This window comes from Ohtaekwangia kribbensis, assembly GCF_042676245.1.
In the GTDB taxonomy this organism is placed as follows: Bacteria; Bacteroidota; Bacteroidia; order Cytophagales; family Cyclobacteriaceae; genus Ohtaekwangia; species Ohtaekwangia kribbensis.
On record NZ_JBHTKA010000001.1, the window covers coordinates 1,685,385 to 1,705,849 of the forward strand.

Annotated in this window: 18 protein-coding genes; 7 read left to right on the plus strand and 11 right to left on the minus strand. The window is 44.4% G+C overall.

Annotation, left to right across the window (positions count from 1 at the left end; translation table 11 throughout):
* Positions 1-4: 4 nt before the first annotated feature.
* Positions 5-664, minus strand: coding sequence for a hypothetical protein (locus ACFQ21_RS06685; protein WP_377576611.1), 660 nt, complete (start codon positions 662-664; stop codon positions 5-7).
* Between the two features lie 300 nt (positions 665-964).
* Between ACFQ21_RS06685 and ACFQ21_RS06690 the strand changes: the two genes are divergently transcribed.
* The 5 genes from ACFQ21_RS06690 (at position 965) to ACFQ21_RS06710 (ending at position 6,782) form a co-directional block, all read left to right on the plus strand.
* Positions 965-2,554, plus strand: a complete 1,590-nt coding sequence (locus ACFQ21_RS06690) for a M1 family metallopeptidase (protein ID WP_377576614.1) — start codon at positions 965-967, stop codon at positions 2,552-2,554.
* 164 nt (positions 2,555-2,718) lie between these two features.
* Entirely contained in the window at positions 2,719-4,443 is a 1,725-nt protein-coding gene (locus ACFQ21_RS06695; protein ID WP_377576617.1) for a GMC oxidoreductase, read from the plus strand.
* A 73-nt stretch (positions 4,444-4,516) separates the two neighbouring features.
* Positions 4,517-4,864, plus strand: a complete 348-nt coding sequence (locus ACFQ21_RS06700; protein ID WP_377576619.1) for an MmcQ/YjbR family DNA-binding protein — start codon at positions 4,517-4,519, stop codon at positions 4,862-4,864.
* A gap of 99 nt (positions 4,865-4,963) precedes the next feature.
* Complete coding sequence (locus ACFQ21_RS06705) at positions 4,964-6,319, plus strand: acyl-CoA dehydrogenase family protein (protein ID WP_377576622.1); 1,356 nt, start codon at positions 4,964-4,966, stop codon at positions 6,317-6,319.
* Positions 6,320-6,347: 28 nt separating this feature from the next.
* Positions 6,348-6,782 carry a nuclear transport factor 2 family protein gene (locus ACFQ21_RS06710; protein ID WP_377576625.1) on the plus strand — a complete coding sequence of 145 codons (435 nt, stop codon included), beginning with the start codon at positions 6,348-6,350 and terminating at the stop codon, positions 6,780-6,782.
* 34 nt (positions 6,783-6,816) lie between these two features.
* Here ACFQ21_RS06710 and ACFQ21_RS06715 read toward each other — a convergent pair whose 3' ends face one another.
* The 8 genes from ACFQ21_RS06715 to ACFQ21_RS06750 form a co-directional block, all read right to left on the minus strand.
* Entirely contained in the window at positions 6,817-8,061 is a 1,245-nt protein-coding gene (locus ACFQ21_RS06715) for a DUF3999 family protein (protein ID WP_377576628.1), read from the minus strand.
* On the minus strand, positions 8,058-10,511 hold the full coding sequence (locus ACFQ21_RS06720; protein ID WP_377576631.1) for a DUF2339 domain-containing protein: 2,454 nt from the start codon (positions 10,509-10,511) through the stop codon (positions 8,058-8,060). Before ACFQ21_RS06720 ends, ACFQ21_RS06715 begins: the two co-directional genes overlap by 4 nt.
* A gap of 181 nt (positions 10,512-10,692) precedes the next feature.
* Positions 10,693-11,550 carry a universal stress protein gene (locus ACFQ21_RS06725; protein WP_377576634.1) on the minus strand — a complete coding sequence of 286 codons (858 nt, stop codon included), beginning with the start codon at positions 11,548-11,550 and terminating at the stop codon, positions 10,693-10,695.
* 191 nt (positions 11,551-11,741) lie between these two features.
* Positions 11,742-12,329 (minus strand): hypothetical protein, encoded by a 588-nt coding sequence (locus ACFQ21_RS06730; protein ID WP_377576636.1) that lies wholly within the window; start codon positions 12,327-12,329, stop codon positions 11,742-11,744.
* Between the two features lie 300 nt (positions 12,330-12,629).
* Complete coding sequence (locus ACFQ21_RS06735; protein ID WP_377576639.1) at positions 12,630-13,208, minus strand: hypothetical protein; 579 nt, start codon at positions 13,206-13,208, stop codon at positions 12,630-12,632.
* Positions 13,209-13,380: 172 nt separating this feature from the next.
* Positions 13,381-13,968, minus strand: a complete 588-nt coding sequence (locus ACFQ21_RS06740; protein ID WP_377576642.1) for an LON peptidase substrate-binding domain-containing protein — start codon at positions 13,966-13,968, stop codon at positions 13,381-13,383.
* A gap of 30 nt (positions 13,969-13,998) precedes the next feature.
* Positions 13,999-14,532, minus strand: a complete 534-nt coding sequence (locus ACFQ21_RS06745; RefSeq protein ID WP_377576645.1) for an adenine phosphoribosyltransferase — start codon at positions 14,530-14,532, stop codon at positions 13,999-14,001.
* Between the two features lie 67 nt (positions 14,533-14,599).
* Positions 14,600-16,105, minus strand: coding sequence for an NAD(P)H-hydrate dehydratase (locus ACFQ21_RS06750; protein WP_377576648.1), 1,506 nt, complete (start codon positions 16,103-16,105; stop codon positions 14,600-14,602).
* Positions 16,106-16,286: 181 nt separating this feature from the next.
* On the opposite strand from ACFQ21_RS06750, the gene ACFQ21_RS06755 reads away from it, so the two are divergent.
* Positions 16,287-16,832 carry a Uma2 family endonuclease gene (locus tag ACFQ21_RS06755; protein ID WP_377576651.1) on the plus strand — a complete coding sequence of 182 codons (546 nt, stop codon included), beginning with the start codon at positions 16,287-16,289 and terminating at the stop codon, positions 16,830-16,832.
* Here ACFQ21_RS06755 and ACFQ21_RS06760 read toward each other — a convergent pair whose 3' ends face one another.
* Both ACFQ21_RS06760 and ACFQ21_RS06765 read right to left on the minus strand, forming a co-directional pair.
* A complete protein-coding gene (locus ACFQ21_RS06760) occupies positions 16,833-18,053 on the minus strand; it encodes an NADH-quinone oxidoreductase subunit D (RefSeq protein WP_377576654.1) in 1,221 nt (406 codons plus the stop codon).
* A gap of 42 nt (positions 18,054-18,095) precedes the next feature.
* Entirely contained in the window at positions 18,096-18,578 is a 483-nt protein-coding gene (locus ACFQ21_RS06765; protein ID WP_377576657.1) for an NADH-quinone oxidoreductase subunit C, read from the minus strand.
* Between the two features lie 474 nt (positions 18,579-19,052).
* Here ACFQ21_RS06765 and ACFQ21_RS06770 point away from each other — a divergent pair, with 474 nt between their 5' ends.
* Entirely contained in the window at positions 19,053-20,462 is a 1,410-nt protein-coding gene (locus ACFQ21_RS06770; RefSeq protein ID WP_377576660.1) for an RtcB family protein, read from the plus strand.
* The last annotated feature ends 3 nt before the right edge of the window (positions 20,463-20,465 follow it).

A 20,465-nucleotide genomic window follows, 5' to 3' on the forward strand; every position in this document is an offset into this window, starting at 1 on the left:
ATGTTTAGAATCGTCCAAACTTCAAAGTAACGTTGTAGGATATATCACTCAGGTCACTGTCGGATAAACCTTTTCCATCACTACCAAACGCAGCACGGTAACTTACACCCGGGCTGAAACGCATCCACTTGAAAACATTTACCTCAACCTGTACACCGGGCTCCACTACCGTGAACCAGTTTTCATCGTGCGAGTTATCGCGGTCCCAACGATCATCAAAATCGTCATCATCATCCCAATCATCCCAGTCGTCCCAGTCATGGCGATCATATTGAAGCGTAAACCCTGCACCCGAAAAGAGGCTGAACGTTACGTGAAAAAGTTTATTGGAATTCAATACATACTCCGTTACCAAACCACATTGCCCGTATTGATACGTGAGGTCAGCACCCGGTATAGCGCTATATTCCGCAGGCACTGCTATATCATTGGTAGATGCAGCCCCACCTAACCCTAAAAACAAGCGCTGATTCAAATATACTCCACCATATACACCGGATATATTTGCATACTTGCCACGTATACCAGTAAACTTATTGGTAAGTGCACCATAACCTGTTATACGTCCTCCGCTTTTAAAAACTGTTTGCATCTCATCCTGAGCGTACGCGCAGCCAGCGATCAGCAGCAGGAATAATGTCATACTCGTAAGATTCTTTTTCATAACCGTTTTGTGTTTAATCGCCTTTATGACAATGGAGTTGGGTGGTACCCCCATGTGGTTGGAAGATTTTTTTTTGGAAAGCAGGAGTAGGAAGAGTCGGGAAGTCCGGGAAGTCGGGAAGTCCGGGAAGTCCGGGAAGTCGGAAAGTCTTCTGGGCACAGAACTTCTTAATATTCCAATCTTCAAATTTTCGAATTTCCAAACCAATTCTCCCCTATCCCATCCTCTCATGTAGTGTTTCCTTGTAGTCTTCTATATTGATTGCTAAAACCTTAACTTGAAAAAAAACTTAAACTACGTATGCGAAGTCTCCTTCTACTTGTATCAATCATTTTTATCAGCAGTGTTCAGGCACAGAACCTGAAATCAGGTGGTATCTTAAAACCTGAGCAGGCCTTGATGGACATCCGGCATTATACCATCGCACTGGATGTTGATCCGGCACAACAAAGTATAGATGGCTATGCCGAGATCGATCTGATCACATCAAAAGCAACGGATGTTTTATTATTCGACCTGGTACATTTGTTAACCGTAAAGAAAGTATGGGTAAACAAAAAAGAACAACCCTTTACACAAGACGATGACCTGATACGCATTACTCCTGCTACACCCGTGGCAGCCGGAAAAGTTAAAGTAAAGATTGCGTACGGAGGCAAGCCCGGTATAGCCGAACGCGCACCGTGGATCGGAGGTTTTCAGTGGGCGAAAGATTCACTCGGCAATCCGTGGGTAGCCATTACGTGTCAGAGTGAAGGCGCCAAGATATACTATCCGTGTAAAGATCATCCCAGCGATGAACCAAACGAAGGTGCGGACCTCATCATCACGGTACCAAAAGGACTATATGTAGCTGGTCCTGGTCTACTCAAAAACGTTTCTACCAAAGGCAACAAGAGCACCTATCACTGGAAGACCAGCTATACCATTAACAACTATAGTATACTTTTCAACATCGGGAAGTATGTTATCGTATCCCGCGACTATACTACCGTGAATGGCAATAACGTGCCGCTGCAGATCTATATATTGGAAGAACACAAACATCGCGCAAAACACCTGCTGGATATATTTGAACAAAGTGTACGGGTGCAGGAAAAATACTTTGGCGAATATCCCTGGGTAAAAGAGAAGATCGCGATCTGCGAAACACCACACCTCGGCATGGAGCATCAATCTCTTAATGCATACGGTAACAAATTCCGGTATGCAAAAGCCGGTGGTAAAGATTTCGACTGGCTGTTACACCACGAACTCGGACACGAATGGTGGGGTAACAAAGTTACCGGTATAGATTGGGCTGATATGTGGATACAGGAAGGTATCTGCACGTTTGGCGATCATCTATATACGCGCGAGCTGGACGGAGAAGCTGCCTACCGAAAGCGAATGCAGCAAACCGCGCGTGCTACGCAAAATCAAAAAGCGATTGTACAGGGAAAGAACCTGGACACGGATGTAGTATATCACGGAGACATTTACGGTAAGGGAGCGTTCTTCTTGCACACCATACGCTATGTAATTGGTGATGATATATTCTTCCCAACCCTGAAGAAGCTTGCTACCGATCCGCAGTATACCTACGATCACCTCGTGAGCACCGAGGATGTAGAGCAGTTGTTCAGCAAAGCTTCAGGACAAAATCTGAAACCTTATTTTGACCTGTTCCTGTATACTACCAATAAACTGGAGATACTCGTTAAACAGACGGCTGACAATAAATACAAAATTGAACCGTTAAATTTTGACACTCCGTTTCCAATCGATATACAGACTGATGCCGGAACAAAACGTGTAACACTGGATAAAGAAGGGACAACAATAACCAGTTCAACAACACCGGTTATTGACCCGGAAGTGTTTTACCTGAAGCGCGTAATATACGAGTAGCATTTATGAGCCGCCATCAGAGTCACCGGTTTCCGGACTTTGATAATTTAGAGACAGAACTATACTATAAGGAAACATATAAAGACATGAACCCAATCAGAGTCACCGGTCTCCGGGGACTCTGATGCTTAGAAGCACCATCTCCATTACACCAAACCCTCTCTATGATTTCACCAATCAACGTTAACAGCACAGGCATCGACCAAAACACATTCGATGCAATTGTGATCGGCTCCGGAATTTCCGGAGGATGGGCCGCCAAAGAATTATGCGAGCATGGATTACGGACATTGGTACTGGAGCGCGGACGAAATATAGTTCACAACAAAGATTACCCTACCGCGACCAAACATCCGTGGGAATTCACACATCGAGGAAGAGTGACGCAGGAATATAGAGACGCTAACCCGCTTATCAGCAAAGCTGCTGGATTCGGTGAAGACACACAGCATTTCTTTATACAGGATAAAGATCATCCCTATATACAAGACAAGCCTTTCGATTGGATTCGCGGATACCAGGTGGGTGGTAAATCCATCATCTGGGGACGCGCCTGTCAGCGATGGAGTAAACATGAATTTATAGCACCTGCTAAATTTGGTTATGGTATAGAATGGCCTATCGGGTATAATGATATTGCTCCATGGTACTCGCACGTAGAGAAGTTCATTGGTGTATGTGGCAATAACGATGGTATAGAAGCGATGCCCGATGGCGAGTTCCTCCCTCCGTTCGACTTCAATTGTGTTGAAGCGCATGTTCAGAAAAGTATACAGCAGCACTATAAAGATCGCTTTCTTGTGCAGGCGCGTTGGGCGCACATAACACAACCGCAGGATATACATTTGCAGCAAGGTCGCGGTAAATGCCAGGCACGCAACCTGTGTATGCGCGGTTGTCCGTTTGGCGGATACTTCAGTTCTGTCTCATCTACATTACCGTGGGCACAGAAGACCGGTAATCTTACCATACGTCCGCATGCTGTTGTTCATTCTATACTATATGATGACCAAAAGGGTAAAGCCAAAGGTGTGCGCATCATCGATGCCAATACCCATGAAGCAACCGAGTATTTTGCAAAAGTAATCTTTGTGAATGCATCGGCACTGAACAGTAATCTTATACTGCTTAACTCAACCTCCAATCGTTTCCCGGCCGGACTTGGCAATGACAATGGATTACTCGGTAAATATATAGCCTTCCATAATTACCGCGCATCCGTGAGTGCTGATATGGATGGCTTTGACGATCAGTATTACTACGGCAGAAATCCTACCGAGCCTATCCTTGCCAATTACCGTAATCTTGGCAAACAGGACACCGACTACATGGGAGGCTTTACCACGTTCACGGGCGCATACCGTACCCGTGGTAAACAGGAAGCTGTGGATGCTGCGTGTGGTTCTGCATTGAAAGACGCTGTGGCATCGTCCGGTAACTGGCGGGCCTATATGTATATGCAAGGTGAAACGATACCGAAAGAAACCAACCACGTGCGGCTGAGTGATACAGAAAAAGATCAATGGGGTATACCGTTGCTGGTAACATCGGTTGGGTATGATGACAATGATGAAAAGATGATCAAAGACTTCATTACCCAAAGCTCGGAGATGCTGGAGAAGGCCGGGTGTAAAAATATAGATGCGTATGATACCCAACAAGCTCCCGGATTGGACATTCACGAGATGGGCGGTTGTCGCATGGGTAAAGATCCCAAGACTTCACTGCTCAATGCCTGGAACCAGTTGCACGCCTGCAAGAATGTATTTGTAACCGATGGTGCCTGCATGACGAGCACCGGCAACCAGAGTCCATCGATTTTATACATGGCCTTAACGGCACGTGCAGCACGTTATGCCGTTAATGAGCTAAAAAGACAAAACCTGTAACCGAGATGTCGCGTTCATACAATCTCAAAATGCCGCATACTATATATCTTGCGCTATAAATTGTATTTTATATATGGTCGATCTTGAAACCGTACATAAACTGGCCTTGTCTCTTCCCGACACCGATGAGCATGATCATTGGGGTCGTCCATCCTATCGCGTCAAGAAACGTATATTCCTTACGTTATGGCCTTCGGAGAAGCGTGCCGTTGTAAAATTATCCCCGGTCGATCAATCCGTGTTCTGCAAATACAACAATACTATATTTTACCCGGTAAAAGGTGCGTGGGGCAAGCGCGGCTGGACATGCATTGAACTGAAGCGTGTGCGCAAATCCATGTTCGAAGATGCGCTTAATTTATCGTGGCAGGAAACCGCTCCCAAAACAGCCAAGTCCAAAAGTATATCTCCGGATACATAATATCTATACATCTCTCCCTCGGTAATTACCGCTCTGCCCGAACCACTTTTGCCTGCTGCCTACTTTCTTCTATCTTCGTTTTTCAACAACGATACAGGCATGTCGATATTCAAGAAGATAAAATCAACTGTAGGATTACTGCAGCAACTCGATCTCGATCAGATCGGCAAACTTTCCGAGAAAGTAGATATTTCAAAAATGGTAAGCCTCGTCAGCAGCATGAAAGGTGAAGACTTGCAAAAGCTGATGAAGTATATGGAGGGTGGAAAGAAGAAGCATGAGTTTCCGGAGATAGACGGAGACTTCTATGATCTGCACCAATGGCTTACTCCGGAAGAGCGTGCTATACAATTACAGGTACGCGCTTTCATGCAGGAGCACATCAAGCCTATAGCAAATGAGTATTGGCTTAAGGATGAATTTCCGCATCAGATCATTCCCGAGATGGCGAAGCTGAATATATGCGGGCTTACATATCAGGGTTATGGTTGTCCGGGGATGTCGAGTTTACTCGAAGGTTTCCTCGCGATGGAGATGGCGCGTGTTGATTGCTCTACCTCTACATTCTTCGGTGTACAAAGCGGACTCGCTATGGGCAGTATATATTACTGCGGCAGTGAAGAACAGAAACAGCAATGGCTGCCGCGCATGCAGAAGATGGAATTGATTGGCGCCTTCGGATTAACAGAGCCTGAAGTTGGCTCTGGTGCTGCCGGTGGATTGACCTGTACCTGCAAGCGTGTAGGGGATACGTGGGTTCTGAACGGGCAAAAGAAATGGATCGGCAATGCTACCTTTGCCGACCTGGTTGTAATCTGGGCGCGCGATCTTGACGATGGCAATGTAAAAGGCTTCATTGTAGAGAAAGGCACAAAAGGTTTTCAGGCCGATAAGATCAAAGGGAAGATGGCGTTGCGCATTGTACAAAATGCACTCATTACACTTACCAATTGTGAAGTACATGAAAGCAACCGACTGCAAAATGCCACATCGTTTAAAGACACAGCGAAAGTATTGCGCATGACACGTGCCGGTGTAGCGTGGCAGGCTGTAGGCTGTGCACGTGGTGCGTATGAAAGTGCGCTGCGCTATACCAACGAACGCAAACAGTTTGGCAGAACCATCAGCAGTTTCCAGATGGTACAGGATTTACTCGTGGAAATGTTGAGCAACCTTACGGCTATGCAAACCATGGTATGCAGGCTTTCGCAGTTACAAGACGTTGGTAAACTTACCGATGAACAGGCTTCGCTTGCCAAGGTATTCTGTACGTTGCGCACACGCGATATTGTAAGTCATGCCCGTGAACTGTTTGGCGGCAATGGTATATTGATCGAGTATGATATAGCACGCTTCGTGGCCGACTCGGAAGCGATCTATTCGTATGAAGGCACGAAAGAGATCAACACATTGATTGTAGGTCGCGCCATTACCGGACAAAGTGCATTTGTATAAAAAGGTCACTTCGTTAACCTATATAGTTATGAAAATTATCTTAACCCTCTTCGTATTACTCATGAGTATAGCAACCACAACCCAGGCACAAACTGCCGAAGAAAAAGAAGTAGCAAACGCTGTTGAAGCCCTGCGCAAAGCGATGGTCGATAGCGATAAAGCTACGCTGGAAAAACTCGCTGCCAATGAATTGACGTATGGACACTCCGCTGGCAAGATTGAAGACAAGGCTGCCTTTGTTGATAATCTCACCAATGGCAACTCAGATTTTGTTACGATTGATCTCACCGATCAAACCATCAGCATTGCTGGAAATGTAGCGCTTGTGCGCCACACACTCACTGCTAAAACAAATGATGGCGGTAAACCGGGGAACGTAAAACTTGGTGTATTGATTGTTTGGCAGAAACAGGCCGGCAGTTGGAAGATGATTGCACGGCAATCGTTCAAGTTTCCACAGTAGGTATACATTAATTCAGAAGAAGGTATAGCAGTTGTTATACCTTCTTCTGTGTATTCGTTTCCCGAATAAGTCGTACGGACATAAAGCCGAGTATACCAATCACGAGTATAATCGCTACCCAGATAACCCGTTTGTCAGTAAAGAATGTTGGTGACTCTTCCTTTTTACCAGCCTCTTGTATAGCCCGCACATTCTGTACTTTCAGCACCGTTGACTGATACGAAAGGCTGTCTTTAAAAAACGCGAGATCGTACGATGGTTCAGCGAGTTGCTCGTTGCCAAAGCGCAAAGTATATTTCTCTCCTTTCTTCAACCACGCCACCAGGTAACGGTTAAGCTGGTGTACTTTGAGAGATGATACCGTAAGTGATGGATTATCCTGGTTGTCCACTACCAGCATAAGCTCGCGACTTTTTACCATGGGTAAATGTACAATGGCTGCACCCGCTGAGCTGATGCCGAATGATGTAACGAACTCATAATAATCTTTTACACCTTTCTTCGTGTTCCGTGCCTGGCGCTCGTATACATCTACCTGTCTCATAAAGTAAGGAGTACCCGTTAACGACAACTCTACTTTATCAAGTAAACGCAACGTATCAAAGAATACATGTATATAAGTCTTTTTCTGTTTGATGCTATCGGCCGTTGCTATGCTTCGCGGTGACACTTCTGTGTACGCACCTATTGACGTAAGCGCGTTGTAATACCCGGCTTTGATGATATTCAACGGAGCTTGTGTAGAGTCATTGATACGCAACTGGTAGTAGGTATAATTGCTCAACGGGAAGTTCACCGTTTTCATCGCAGCCGCTTCATTCGGATTATCGATGGACTGAAGCGTAAACTTCTCCTTGATGACAAACCAGCTCTTCTGATCGTCACTTCCTGAAAGTGTTGCTTCCTTTATCACCTCGGCATTGCGAATGAGCAGGTTTATATTGTTGATAGCGGCCTTCTCCGGATTTTCCAGGATAAGCATTGTACAGCAACCCGGCTCCTGTTTCTTTTCTACGATAGTATACTCACGAAATTGTTCTTTCTGGTAAACCGGCTGCTCTTGTTCCAGTATATAGGGGACCTCTTTTTGTTGTGCGTCATATAGGCGCACGTTGCTGAAAGTCTGGTTAGGGTACGCTGCAACTTCAGGCGTAATCAATACCCGATAGAAACCATCCGCATCAGTTAAAGGCAGCGTTGCCTCTGCTTTAAACTGCTGTGCAACGGCAGGAATAAATCCGATACTTAAAATTGCTATACCTATATATCGTTTCATCATTTCCCTTCGGTTTGGTCGCTGTTTTGCACCGGTTCATCTGCGAGTAACAATTTCTTGAGGCGTTGATACATGAACGACACCACCAGCAACAATATACCCAGTGATATAAATGCTGCAATCTTCCCTCCTTCTGAAATACCACGGATGTCCACCACGAAAAGTTTCACCAGTGTAATCAGCAACAGGGTTAATGAGATGATACGCAAATGTTTTTTCTTGGTTTTCAACCCAATCGCAATGAGCAGGAACGATGCTATACCCCACAGGATCGGGAAGCCGATCTTGTGATTTTGCGTGAGGATGTGATCCATCGATTCAATACCCGAATAACCAATCAGCAATACAGTGTGATCAAGCTCGGCACTCGCCAGGAATACAAAGAATGATATATAAACCCACGAATAAATATTATGGCTCGCTTCGTTGAAGCTGGTGAGTTGCTGTACACGCCTGAGAGTAAGCACTGAAATTACCAGCAACAAAGCTATATATACATAATGGAAACCGAACCCGGTAAACGTAGCATTTCCGGTCAGGTAATTATCACGTGCTTCAATTGTCTGGCCGTGGTAGAATAACAGGAAAGACAGTATAGCCACTGCTCCCCATCCCGAAAATGCCTGGCGAAGTTGCTCCGGTAAACCAAGCTTCGATTCAGCCAGTAACAATGCCGTTATAAAAAGTAAATTATAGCAACCGATGATGATCAGCACCGCAGTAAAATCATCTACAAATCTCGGAAGCTGATACTGCAACTCGAGGAACTGTGAAGCATACAGCAACAGAATACCACCGAGGTTCAACAGTAATCGATAAGGCTTTACATATTCCTGGTACTCGTCTGTCTCAAACTTGAGGAAGTGAAGTGTACCGGCAATCGAAAGTAACACAGCAATACTTGTAATATAGGCTTTATTGACAATTACGGTGAGCTCCGTTGCATCGCTAAAGTATAGCTGTTCCCAATCCATCACGAGACTGATGATCATGAGCGCCATAACAAGCACGGAAGCAAGCTTCATCAACCTGATACCCGACTTCTGCGAGAGCCATAACAACAATACGGCTTCGGCTGCCCAGAACAATGTTATATAGTTTCCTTCCAACTGTACTGGTGCTGCCAGACTTATAAACGTAAGCACAAGTCCGATGAGCAGAAATACCAGGTTGCGATCTACACGTTCATTCTTATAGAGCGAATACGCAAAAATGAAGTTAAATATACCGAGCAAAGCCGTGAATAATCCTTTGAAGTTCTCACCGGCAGCGTTATCAAGTATATACATACCGGCTGCATAGTAGCAGAATGTATTGCTAAGCAAAAGCGTTATTTCAATCGACTGAAAGGTTACACGATTACGAATGTTGTTGATGATATTCATAGCAAAGAACACCAGGTAGAACAACGTGGCGAACACAATACCACCGCGCATCATACCTACATTGGTACCATCGTATTTTGCACCGAGCCACGAGCCGAACAAGATCAACGTAAACACATAGGCGATGATGTTAACCAGGTTCCACTTCTTATAGTATGCCAGCACGAGCATACCTACATCGAGTATCAATATATAGGTAAATAAAACGACATAGTTACCTTCACCTGTACTTACCATGAATGGCGATGCAAAACCACCCAATATACCCACCACAGCAAGTTCAATGCGATTATAGGCAAGCGACAATACAATGGTAAACCCGGTGATGATCACCATGAGTATAAATGCAGCCGTCTGACTGAATAGTGCATATTCATGAAATGCAATAGCAATGGTAAAATAGAGCACCGCTATACCACCGCCAACCAACACCGAGCTGAACGCAGCAAATGTTTTACGCATCCAATGGGCCACCCCAATCAATATACCACCACAAGCTATACCTATGAGTACACGACCGATCTCGTTGATCCAGTCCTGATCAATCGCATACTTAACAAAGAAACCTATACCGAGCACGAGTATACCAATACCAATCTTGTTGGCGAGGTTCTCTCCAATGAATTTTTCCAGGTCGGGATTGCGCTCGAAGAAGCCGGGCTTTTCGGGAGGCAACGGAGGCGTTACACGTGGCGCATTCAATTCAATAGGCGGCAATGCTTCTTCCACTTCCTCCTTCTCTTCCAGAACCGGAGTCTGTACAGGTTCTTCTTTCGGAGGAGTTGGCACTACAACCTGTTCGATTGGTTTCTCAACCTCTTTCTTCTCTTCAACAAAAGGCGTTATTACGGGAGCGGTATGCGCAACCGGCTTCTCAACCACCTGTGTTTGCTCTTCAGGTTTTACAATGATGGGTTGCTCAATCATTTTGCTTTGCAGGCGTGTGATCTCTCGAGCGAGATCATCCATTTTCTTTTGAAGCAGTAGCAGTTGAGATGAAAAATTGTTCTTGATCGTGATCAGAATAATGAAACTGATCAAGAGAAGGACAAACAGCAGGTACTCCATGTGTAACTGGATAAGGAGGTTAGTGAGTTCTTTAACGGTTTCAGGTAAACATTGCCAATGCAAGCCCTGAGAGGCGATGCCAAAAGCCCTTGTTCACGAAAAATCAATCTAAAGATAACAAAAAAGAAAAAAGGCCGTTCCACAGACATGAAACGGCCTTTATGCCAATGAGTTATGACTTTTACTTTCTTGCTTTCGTCACGAATGTAAGTACCGGGCGTTTGGAGTGGCTCACCACATCTTCAGCGATGCTTCCGGCCAGTACGTGCGCAAAACCTGTGCGTCCGTGTGTAGCCATGGCAATCATATCTGCGTTAATGCTGTCAGCAAAATAGATGATGCCCTCCTCTTCGCTAATGTCGTTGAATACGTTGATGGTATAGTTCTTCAACTGCAATTTCTTGGCGAAGCTCTCCATATACTTCTTCACCACAGCATCGCGCTGGAAGTTAGAAGGTGTATTGATGCGTACCAGGTGAATGGTTGAATCATAAACCTGTTGTGTTCTTCTTACTATTTTTGAGAATACTTCTTCATCCTTATCCATGGATGTTGCATACACGATGTTCTTAAACTCCTTGGTAGCCGGTTTGTTCTGTACCGTTAATACAGGGCAATGCGAATGGCGTACAACCTTTTCAGTATTGGAACCAATGATCATTTGCTCCAGTGCACTGCGGCCTGATGTTCCCATCACAACAAGATCAACTTTATTCTCGGTGATGATAGCATTCATACCATGAAAAGGTGTTCCTATTCTGAGTTTCTGGCGCACTTTCAAACCTTCAAATCTTGACTCGGAAGCGAACTTCTCCATCTGCTTCTGGGCTTTCTCAATCAGCTTTGCCGTGAACAGTTTCTCTTCCCAGTTACCGCCATAAGTAGCTTCTCCTTCGATGTTGATAGAACCCTCTGTAGCTTCTTCAATTACATGAAGCAATGTGATTTCACTACCGGAGCGTCTGGCAATGTCAGCAGCTACATCTGCTGCAATAGCAGCCGGTTTGGAAAAGTCTGTCGGGACAAGAATTTTTTTCATAAGGATAGTTTACGTTAATCGTTTGCGATAAGGTAAAAGTAGCGATTTCAGTTAAAATTCAAAATGCAATCTATCAGCATTCCATATAGACAAACATCATTATTTATTGTTGTATTTATATATAGGGCTATAAATACAAAAGCCTTCCGGTGAGGGAAGGCTTTCGTACGGTTAATGAATTATGTTAATTCTTAGAACCGAACGGTTTTCGTGTTACCAGATTTGTCAGTTACTTCGAATGTCAGTGAACCTGTTACATTCTTTACTGTATAAAGTTGAGCGAAGTTACCATCAACTGTTTTGTTTTCGCTATGAACAAGATTGTTAGCAGCATCGTAGATCTTTACATTGATCTGCTCGCTACCTGTAGAAGATACAGACACGAGGAATTTGCCATTCTCATTCGCTAATTTTGCAATGTGTACATTTTTAGGAGATGCACTAACAGGCTTATAGTTTACTTTTTCAGTTCTCTTACCCGTAGCATCGATTAACTCGATTGTATACTCACCGAATTGAAGACCTGAGAAGTTCAATGGGCAGATGAAACCATCTGTACCAGTAAATGTTTCAGTAAACACCAATTCAGATTTTGTGTTGTAGATATTCAATTTGATTTTACCTGCATTTTCAGCTTTGTAAATTACCTTGAATACATCTGCACCTTTAACAGGTACCACAGCCAGACCTTTGTTGTTAGCAGGCTCTTCCTTTCCAAGAGCCATCACGTTTGCACTTACTACTACGAGCGCTGCAATGAAAAGTGATTTAATTTTCATAATCGACTTTGTTTGTTTTTTGTTTACGATACAAATGTAACGTGGCAGCATTACTCAAGGCCGACTGTTGTAAGGAAACATTTTTTTTAACTATAAATAACGTTTGCAGAAATTTCGAAGTAGAAATCAATCAAAAGAGGGTATATATACTTGCTGCAAACGCTCTCGGTATGATTCATTTTAATACAACGTTTGCACTACTGGCCGCTATAGTTCCTTGTCAATGAAAAAAGCAGTCATTTGCATGACTGCCCTTGCTATATTATTCTACCAGAGCACTCCTTCTAAAAATGTTATTCGTTAATACGACAGAACTTTAACATTTCCTTCTTCATCTGTGATCTCAAACGAAAATTCATCGTTGATCTGGTTCAGGTTATACAGCTTGGCGAAGTCATCCGTTATCTCCAGCAATTCTTCGTATACTAACTGGTGTTTGTATCCGTAAATCTTCACCGAAATGATGTTATGTACTTTATTCGGGAGTGTTAATAAAAATTTATTCTCGGTAGGTGACACACGAACCACATGCGCGAGTTTATCCGATGGCTTTAATCCATGCGTTATCTTCTGAACCTGGCGATGTGTACAGTCAATTACTTCCACGGTATACTCGCCATCTTCGAGTTGCGTAAAATTATAGGGACGAACAAAGCCGTCTGTCTTGCGGATAGTTTCTGCAAATACAAGATCATTTCGTTCGTTGCGAATGAAGATCTTCACATCCGATAATTTTGCGGCTTTGTAAAATACATGGAAGGTCTTTCCTTTCTTCATAATACCAACACCGCTCGCGGGCGCAGGATTCTCCGTAGGCAAAGCCAATGCTGTACTGCCTATAGCAACCAGCAGCATTAAAACTGAAAGGGTCTTTTTCATAAGGGTCTTGATTAAATATATACCTCAAAGACGCCTCTTTACAGTATAATGTTGCCATGCAAACGTTAATTGTTTGTTAACGCACGTCACCTAAAAGGTAACAGACTATATAACCGAAAAGACACCTGTAACGAAAACTAAACCGGAAGGATACAGATTGCCGACAGAACAATCAGTTGAGATGATATACATCTTTACTGCGTGCTTCACTGCTCAGCAAATGCAATTGATAGCGAATTCTGTTCAATAAGAACTGGTCGTGTTTATCGTGTGGTAAGCGTAGAAATTTATAGCGGTCGTTTAGATCAAGACTTAGTTCACAGGCAATCTGGTATACCGTGAAATGCGTGCTGTACTGATTGATGTTACGGTTCTTCAGGTATTCCAGGAACAATTCATACAACGTGAGCGATGGCATCCTGTTAAGATCCACCTGGTGAAAACGCACATCAGCGCCCGGATACATTTTTGACTTATAGGTAAGCGCGAGCTTGTCCATATTAAAAACATCTTCGCACTTCACAATGATATCAGACTCTCCTCCTGCATAGCGTTTAATTATACTATCCAGGCGCATGAGTGAACCGAGCTTTACCTGGTTGATCTCATGACTAAAGTAAATACCAAACGTTACATCATTAGTCTCGGCATCCTGTAACAACTGCCGATAACGAGGCTCAAAAATATGAAGGGGTACAAGTTCACCCGGTAATGGCAATATGGCCAGCGGGAACATCGGAATATGAACGGTCTCATCCATACCTCTCAAACAAACTTGACAGCAATAAGGTTAATATTCAGTTAAAAAATGTGGGTCTACTCCGAAACGTTCCTTCAAAAGACTATATCCCGGCAAAAAGCTCAGGTTTATAATGAAAGAAAATCCGGCAACGGTGGCTCCAAAACTTTCAATCAAGGCAGCGGCAGCCCCTGCCGTTCCTCCGGTAGCAAGCAGATCATCCTGCACCAGTACTCGCCAGCCGGATTGAATGGCATCTTCGTGTACTTCAATGCACGCAGTACCATACTCCAGGTCGTATTCTTTTCTTCTCACTTTATACGGAAGCTTGCCGGCCTTGCGGATGGGTATAAACCGGCAGCCAAGCTCGTGCGCCAGAATCGATCCGAAGATAAATCCGCGCGCCTCAACTGCAGCAATAGCATCCAGCTTTTGGCCCTGAAAATCCTGCTTCAGTTGCCCGGCTATTTCATGCATCAGCACCGGATCAGACAACACAGGCGTTATATCTTTGAAAATTATACCCGGCTTGGGATAATCATGAACATCACGAATGGTGTGTTTGATCTTGTCTGAGAGCTGCATGCAAATGTTTTAAAGTATCAAAAGTAAAATTCCAACGGTACAGTTCAACTACAAAAGCACCGACCGGCTAAACTTTTTGCTCGTGCATGATCTTTTTGAATGCAGCCGGCAAAAACTCAATGATGTCTGAAGCGATGAGCGATACCATGCTGCGCTCACGGGCAGCAATATCACCCGACAATCCATGAAGGTAAACGCCTGCTATAGCCGTATCCAGAGACGAATATCCCTGCGCCAGTAGTCCTGTTAAGATCCCCGTGAGTACATCGCCCGTTCCGCCTGTAGCCATTCCGGGATTTCCGGTAGAGTTGAAATACACTGCACCTTCCGGTGATGCGATCGATGTGTTCGCTCCTTTTAACACCACTACCGACTTTAACTGCTTTGCCAGCGACTTCTGTTTGTCGAGTCGCTCAAAATCGTCAGACCATTTGCCAACCAATCGTTCAAATTCTTTGGGATGCGGAGTAAGTATACTTCCTGCCGGTATCAATAACAGCAACTCGCGATTATCAGAAAGTATATTTAGCGCATCAGCATCCAACACAACAGGTTTCCTGAAATCTTCGAGCAGTTTACGAAATGCTTTTACGGTTAATTTATCCTGGCCTAATCCTGGGCCTGTACCCACAACAGTATATTTATCCAATTCCGGGATGGCAGTAATGAAATGTATATGTTCATCTATACTCGCCATTGCTTCCGGTATGGAACTTTGCAGAATGACATAGCCACATTCCGGCACATGCATGGTAAGCAACCCTACACCTGCACGCAATACGGCTCGGCCGGAAAGCAATGCGGCTCCCATTTTACCATAACTACCAGCCATAAGCAACGCATGACCGTACGTTCCTTTATGATCAAACTTCGATCTCGGCTTCAGTATCTTCCTAATATCCTTTGCTGCGATATAGTAATACGAAGTCTGTTGTTCTTTTATAAATGATTTGTTCAAACCTATATCTACCGTACACCATGTACCTGTAAACGAATGGTTCGAAGGAAAAAGAAAAGCGAGCTTTGGCATTTGAAAGGTGACCGTAAAGTCAGCCTTGAAAATTTCGCCTTTGGAAACTTTATCGGCCAGTAAACCGGAGGGTATATCTACAGCAATGCGTACGGCAACAGACTTGTTCATAAGATGTATAGCCTGCGCAAAGAGTCCTTCCGGCGGTCGCGTAAGTCCGGAGCCAAATATAGCGTCAATCAGCACGTCATATTCTGAAAATATAGTCTCATCCAGCGAAGTTATTTCCACGACCTCAACCTTACCCCGCAGTCGTTCGAGATTTACTTTAAAATCTTCTGTTTCAGACGATCCGCGGATCACGAACACTTTTACAGAATAACTCCACTCCTGCAGCATGCGTGCTATACCTAGGCCATCGCCACCATTATTGCCTGTGCCGCATACTATGGCGATTGTATTCCTCCCATCAAATCTTTCCGTGAACCAGTTTACAAATGCACGACACGCGCGCTCCATAAGATCGATCGATGCTATCGGTTCATGCTGGATTGTATAAGCATCAAGCGCCTTTATCTGTTGAGATGAGAGTATCCGGATCATCGCATTATGTATTATCTCAGGAAAATAATTTCCTTATTGAAATATTCTACCGTAAAATATTGTACCACCTAAAGGTAATATATACTCTTATCACTGTGGGCAATACAGGATGAAAATATATTCATATCAACCATATAAAACCACGGCTACAGAAGTATCTTTATGATTAAAGTTATGCAATATGTCTGATGATCAATTCTTCCATTTCTGCCGAAAAAACGAGCCATACCAAATTGAGCGAAATTCATTGGGAGAGATTATTGTAATGGAACCCACATGGTCAGAAACGGGCCGTTGTAATTTTGATATCGCTACCGAACTGGGTATATGGAATAAGCAAAAGAAATCAGGATACGCATTCGATTCGAGCGCAGGTTTTACATTGCCCAACAGTGCCATACGCGCTGCTGATGCTGCCTTTATAAAGAAGGAACGATGGAATCAAATACCAACGAGCGAGCGCCAGAAATTCACGCACATCTGTCCGGATTTTGTTATTGAAATTATATCGCCCTCTGACTCTCCATTCTCTGTAGAATCGAAAATGAAAGAGTGGATCGACAACGGCTGCCAGTTGGCATGGATGGTCAATCCGAAGAAAAGAACAACCACCATATACCGGAGTAACGGTGATGTGATTATAAAACCATTTAAAGAATTGTTAGATGGCGAAGATATACTTCCGGGCTTTAGTATAAACATGGCTACCATCTTCAGCCCGTATTAATTACCGGTCAACCTCGCCCATCACCACATCGATCGAACCGATAATAGCGATCAGGTCAGCCACCAATATACCTTTCGATATATCCGGCAGTACAGAAAGATTCACGAAGCTGCATGACCTGCATTTGCACCGGAACGGTATATCACTGCGACCATCAGCACGAAAGAAAAAGCCCAACTCACCTTTTGGAATTTCGCCACGGATATAAAAATCCTGCGCCTTCGGTCTGATCTTTTTCGGCACTAAGGCCTGTGGATCAAAGTCACGCGTACGTATATGCTCTTTGGTGAGTTTATCAAGACATTGCTCAATGATCTTGATCGACTCGTGTAATTCCTGATAACGCACATGGGTTCTGTCCCAGCAATCACCAACCTGTCCCACCTTCCCCTCACCGATCGGTATATCAAAATCAAGCTCCGGGTATACCGAGTAACCATCTACCCTGCGCAGATCAAAACGCAAACCTGAGGCACGCAGCACTGGTCCGGTTACACCGGCATTTATAGCAAGATCAAGCGGCAGTACGCCTACGTTTGCCGTACGATCGATAAAGATTTTATTTTCGATCAACACTGTCTCAAGCTCCTGCAGTTTCGGCTTGATATAGTTTATAAACTCGCGGCAACGATCTTCGAAACCTACCGGCACATCATAGAACAAACCACCAATCCAGATATAGTTATATAGCAAGCGGGCACCCGAGGCCCACTCCAGTAAACGCAGTATATGTTCGCGATCGCGCATGATCCAGAAGAACGGAGTAAATGCACCAATGTCCATCCCATACGTACCGATTGCTATAAAGTGAGAAGCTATACGATTCAACTCCGCCATCATCACCCGTATATACTCTACACGTTTCGGAATCTGATTTTCAATTCCCAGCATGCGCTCTACACCCATAGCGTATACATGTTCGTTGCTCATGGCGGCAACATAATCGAGCCGGTCAACAAACGGTATAACCTGGTTATAGGGAAGATTCTCGGCATGCTTCTCAAAGCAACGGTGCAGGTACCCGATGTGCGGCACTACATCCTTTACTATCTCGCCATCCATCAACACTTCCAGGCGCAACACACCGTGCGTGGAAGGGTGCTGTGGGCCGAGGTTGATAATCATCTCCTCCGACCGCAGATTCTCCGGGTTCAGTTTGTTTGGCTCTGATAGTGCTAAACTTCCTTCTTTATATTTATACTGTATACGATCTGTGGGCATGGTGTTTTTAGCTATGAGCTGCGAGCTGTTAGCTTGGAGTTTTTAGTATTCAACTTTTATATCGCGATAGTATTCCTGATGCGTGTAGTCTTTGCGTAGCGGGTATCCTTCCCAATCGGCAGGCATCAGAATTCTGCGAAGATCCGGGTGATTGGTAAATACTATACCATACATATCAAACACTTCGCGCTCCATCCAGTCTGCAGATTTCCAGAGATGGGTTACCGTATCGATCACCGGATTTTCGCGCGGCAGAATTACTTTAACCATCAATTGAAAATTATAGGGAATGGAGTATAGATTATATACTACTTCCATGGTAGCAGCCTGCACACCGTTATCTATACCGGTTACACACGACAGCATATCAAAATAGGTCGAAGCATTTTGCTGAAGCTTGCTACAGACCTCAACGAGTTTAGCCCTGTCGACTATGATTGCGTGAGGTGTCACCATACGATCAGCTTTGATCTGATCAGGGGTAACTATATCCGAAAGCAACGAAACTATATCATCGATGGTCATGATGGCGCCTGGGTTAGTTCTACAGAACGAGATTAAAATACATTTCGTTCTGAGTCAAAATTAAAGAATTGAATCCGAAAGTATGGCACCCTCCTGCAATAGTTTTCCGTACGCTGATACAAGCAGTTGTAATTATTTTTTCAACCTTCACATTGCCGTATCGTAAAACGCATTACCTTTGCAAAAGCATTTCACCTCATCCATGTTTTATTTTAAGCGAGGGAGAAAATTTTATGCTGGTACTGACTTTACATATCTTCAAATAACCCGCTACGGTAACATTTACCGGATGTGGTTCGGCATTTTCTTGCCAACAAAAATCAAAACAAGTAAAACTTCAGGCATAGTCTTGCAAGGATTGCGTTCGTAGCGCTATACGCGTTCGTGTATACCGTTTCGAAACAGATATACTTTGTTTATCAACAAAGGAACGCTGCTCCTGTGCGCATACCTATGCTCTATTGTAAAACCTTTATGGGCAAACAAAAATTAACAATAAAAGACCTTCAGGTCATTTCTTTCCCTACGGATGTAGCACGAAGCCTCGCCTTAAACTTAATGAACCGGCACTTCAAGCATACACCCAACGAGGAAAAACTAACATTACTGACTGATATACTGGAGCAACCGCATCGCTACACGCAGCATGCAACCCTCAGCATATTGGCACACAAACTTATAAACGCTCCCGATGAGACACCCGTGAGCGAGACCTATTTGCTGGAAGATGAACCGCGGCACTTTGATATGTTTGGCAGCAAGCACATCGACACCAATGCCATTCAGCAAATGGAACTTGCCATGCGACTTCCTATAGCAGTAAAAGGCGCACTGATGCCGGATGCACACCATGGCTATGGCCTGCCGATTGGCGGTGTACTGGCAACGCACAACGCTATTATACCTTATGGAGTAGGTATGGACATTGGCTGTCGCATGGCACTCAGCATTCTTGATCTGCCGGCCAGCTATACCGAACACCGTACGCACGAGTTAAAGAAAGTGCTTGAGCGGGAAACACACTTCGGTAATGATGGCGGACTGGAGCAAGTACAAGAGCATGCTATACTTGATCACGCAGACTTTCAATTGACCGATCTTCTGAAACGCCTGCATGGTAAAGCCGTTAAGCAGCTGGGAAGTTCGGGCTCCGGAAATCACTTTGTGGAATTTGGTACCGTAGCACTATACGAAACCAACACACTCGGATTGCCACCGGGTAACTATATGGCTATACTATCGCACTCTGGTTCCAGAAGTCTCGGAGCAAATATAGCACAACATTATACCGCGATAGCAATGAATCGTTGCAAGCTTCCGCGCGAGGCAAAACAACTTGCCTGGCTTACATTGGACAGTGCCGAAGGCGAAGAGTATTGGCTATCGATGAATCTTGCCGGTGAATATGCTAAGGCTTGTCACGAACGTATACACCGTAACCTGTGCAAAGCACTGGGTGCAAAAGTTCTGAGCACGGTAGAAAACCATCACAACTTTGCCTGGCGCGAAACACTGGCCGATGGTAACGAGTATATCGTACACCGTAAAGGCGCAACGCCGGCAGCTCCGGGTATATATGGAATTATACCGGGCAGTATGGTGACTCCGGGATTTATTGTGCGGGGTCTCGGTAACGAAGCATCATTAAACTCAGCTTCACACGGTGCCGGCCGAAAGATGTCGCGACAAAAAGCGCGGGAAACTACTACCATGAGCAGCATGAAAAAAATGCTGCAAGCGGAGAAGGTAACCTTAATGGGAGGCAGCACAGAAGAATCACCCGGTGCCTATAAAGACATTGAGTTGATCATGAAAAGTCAACATACCCTGGTGGATGTTGAAGGTAAATTTCATCCGAAGATAGTTCGGATGGCTAAAGATTAAACG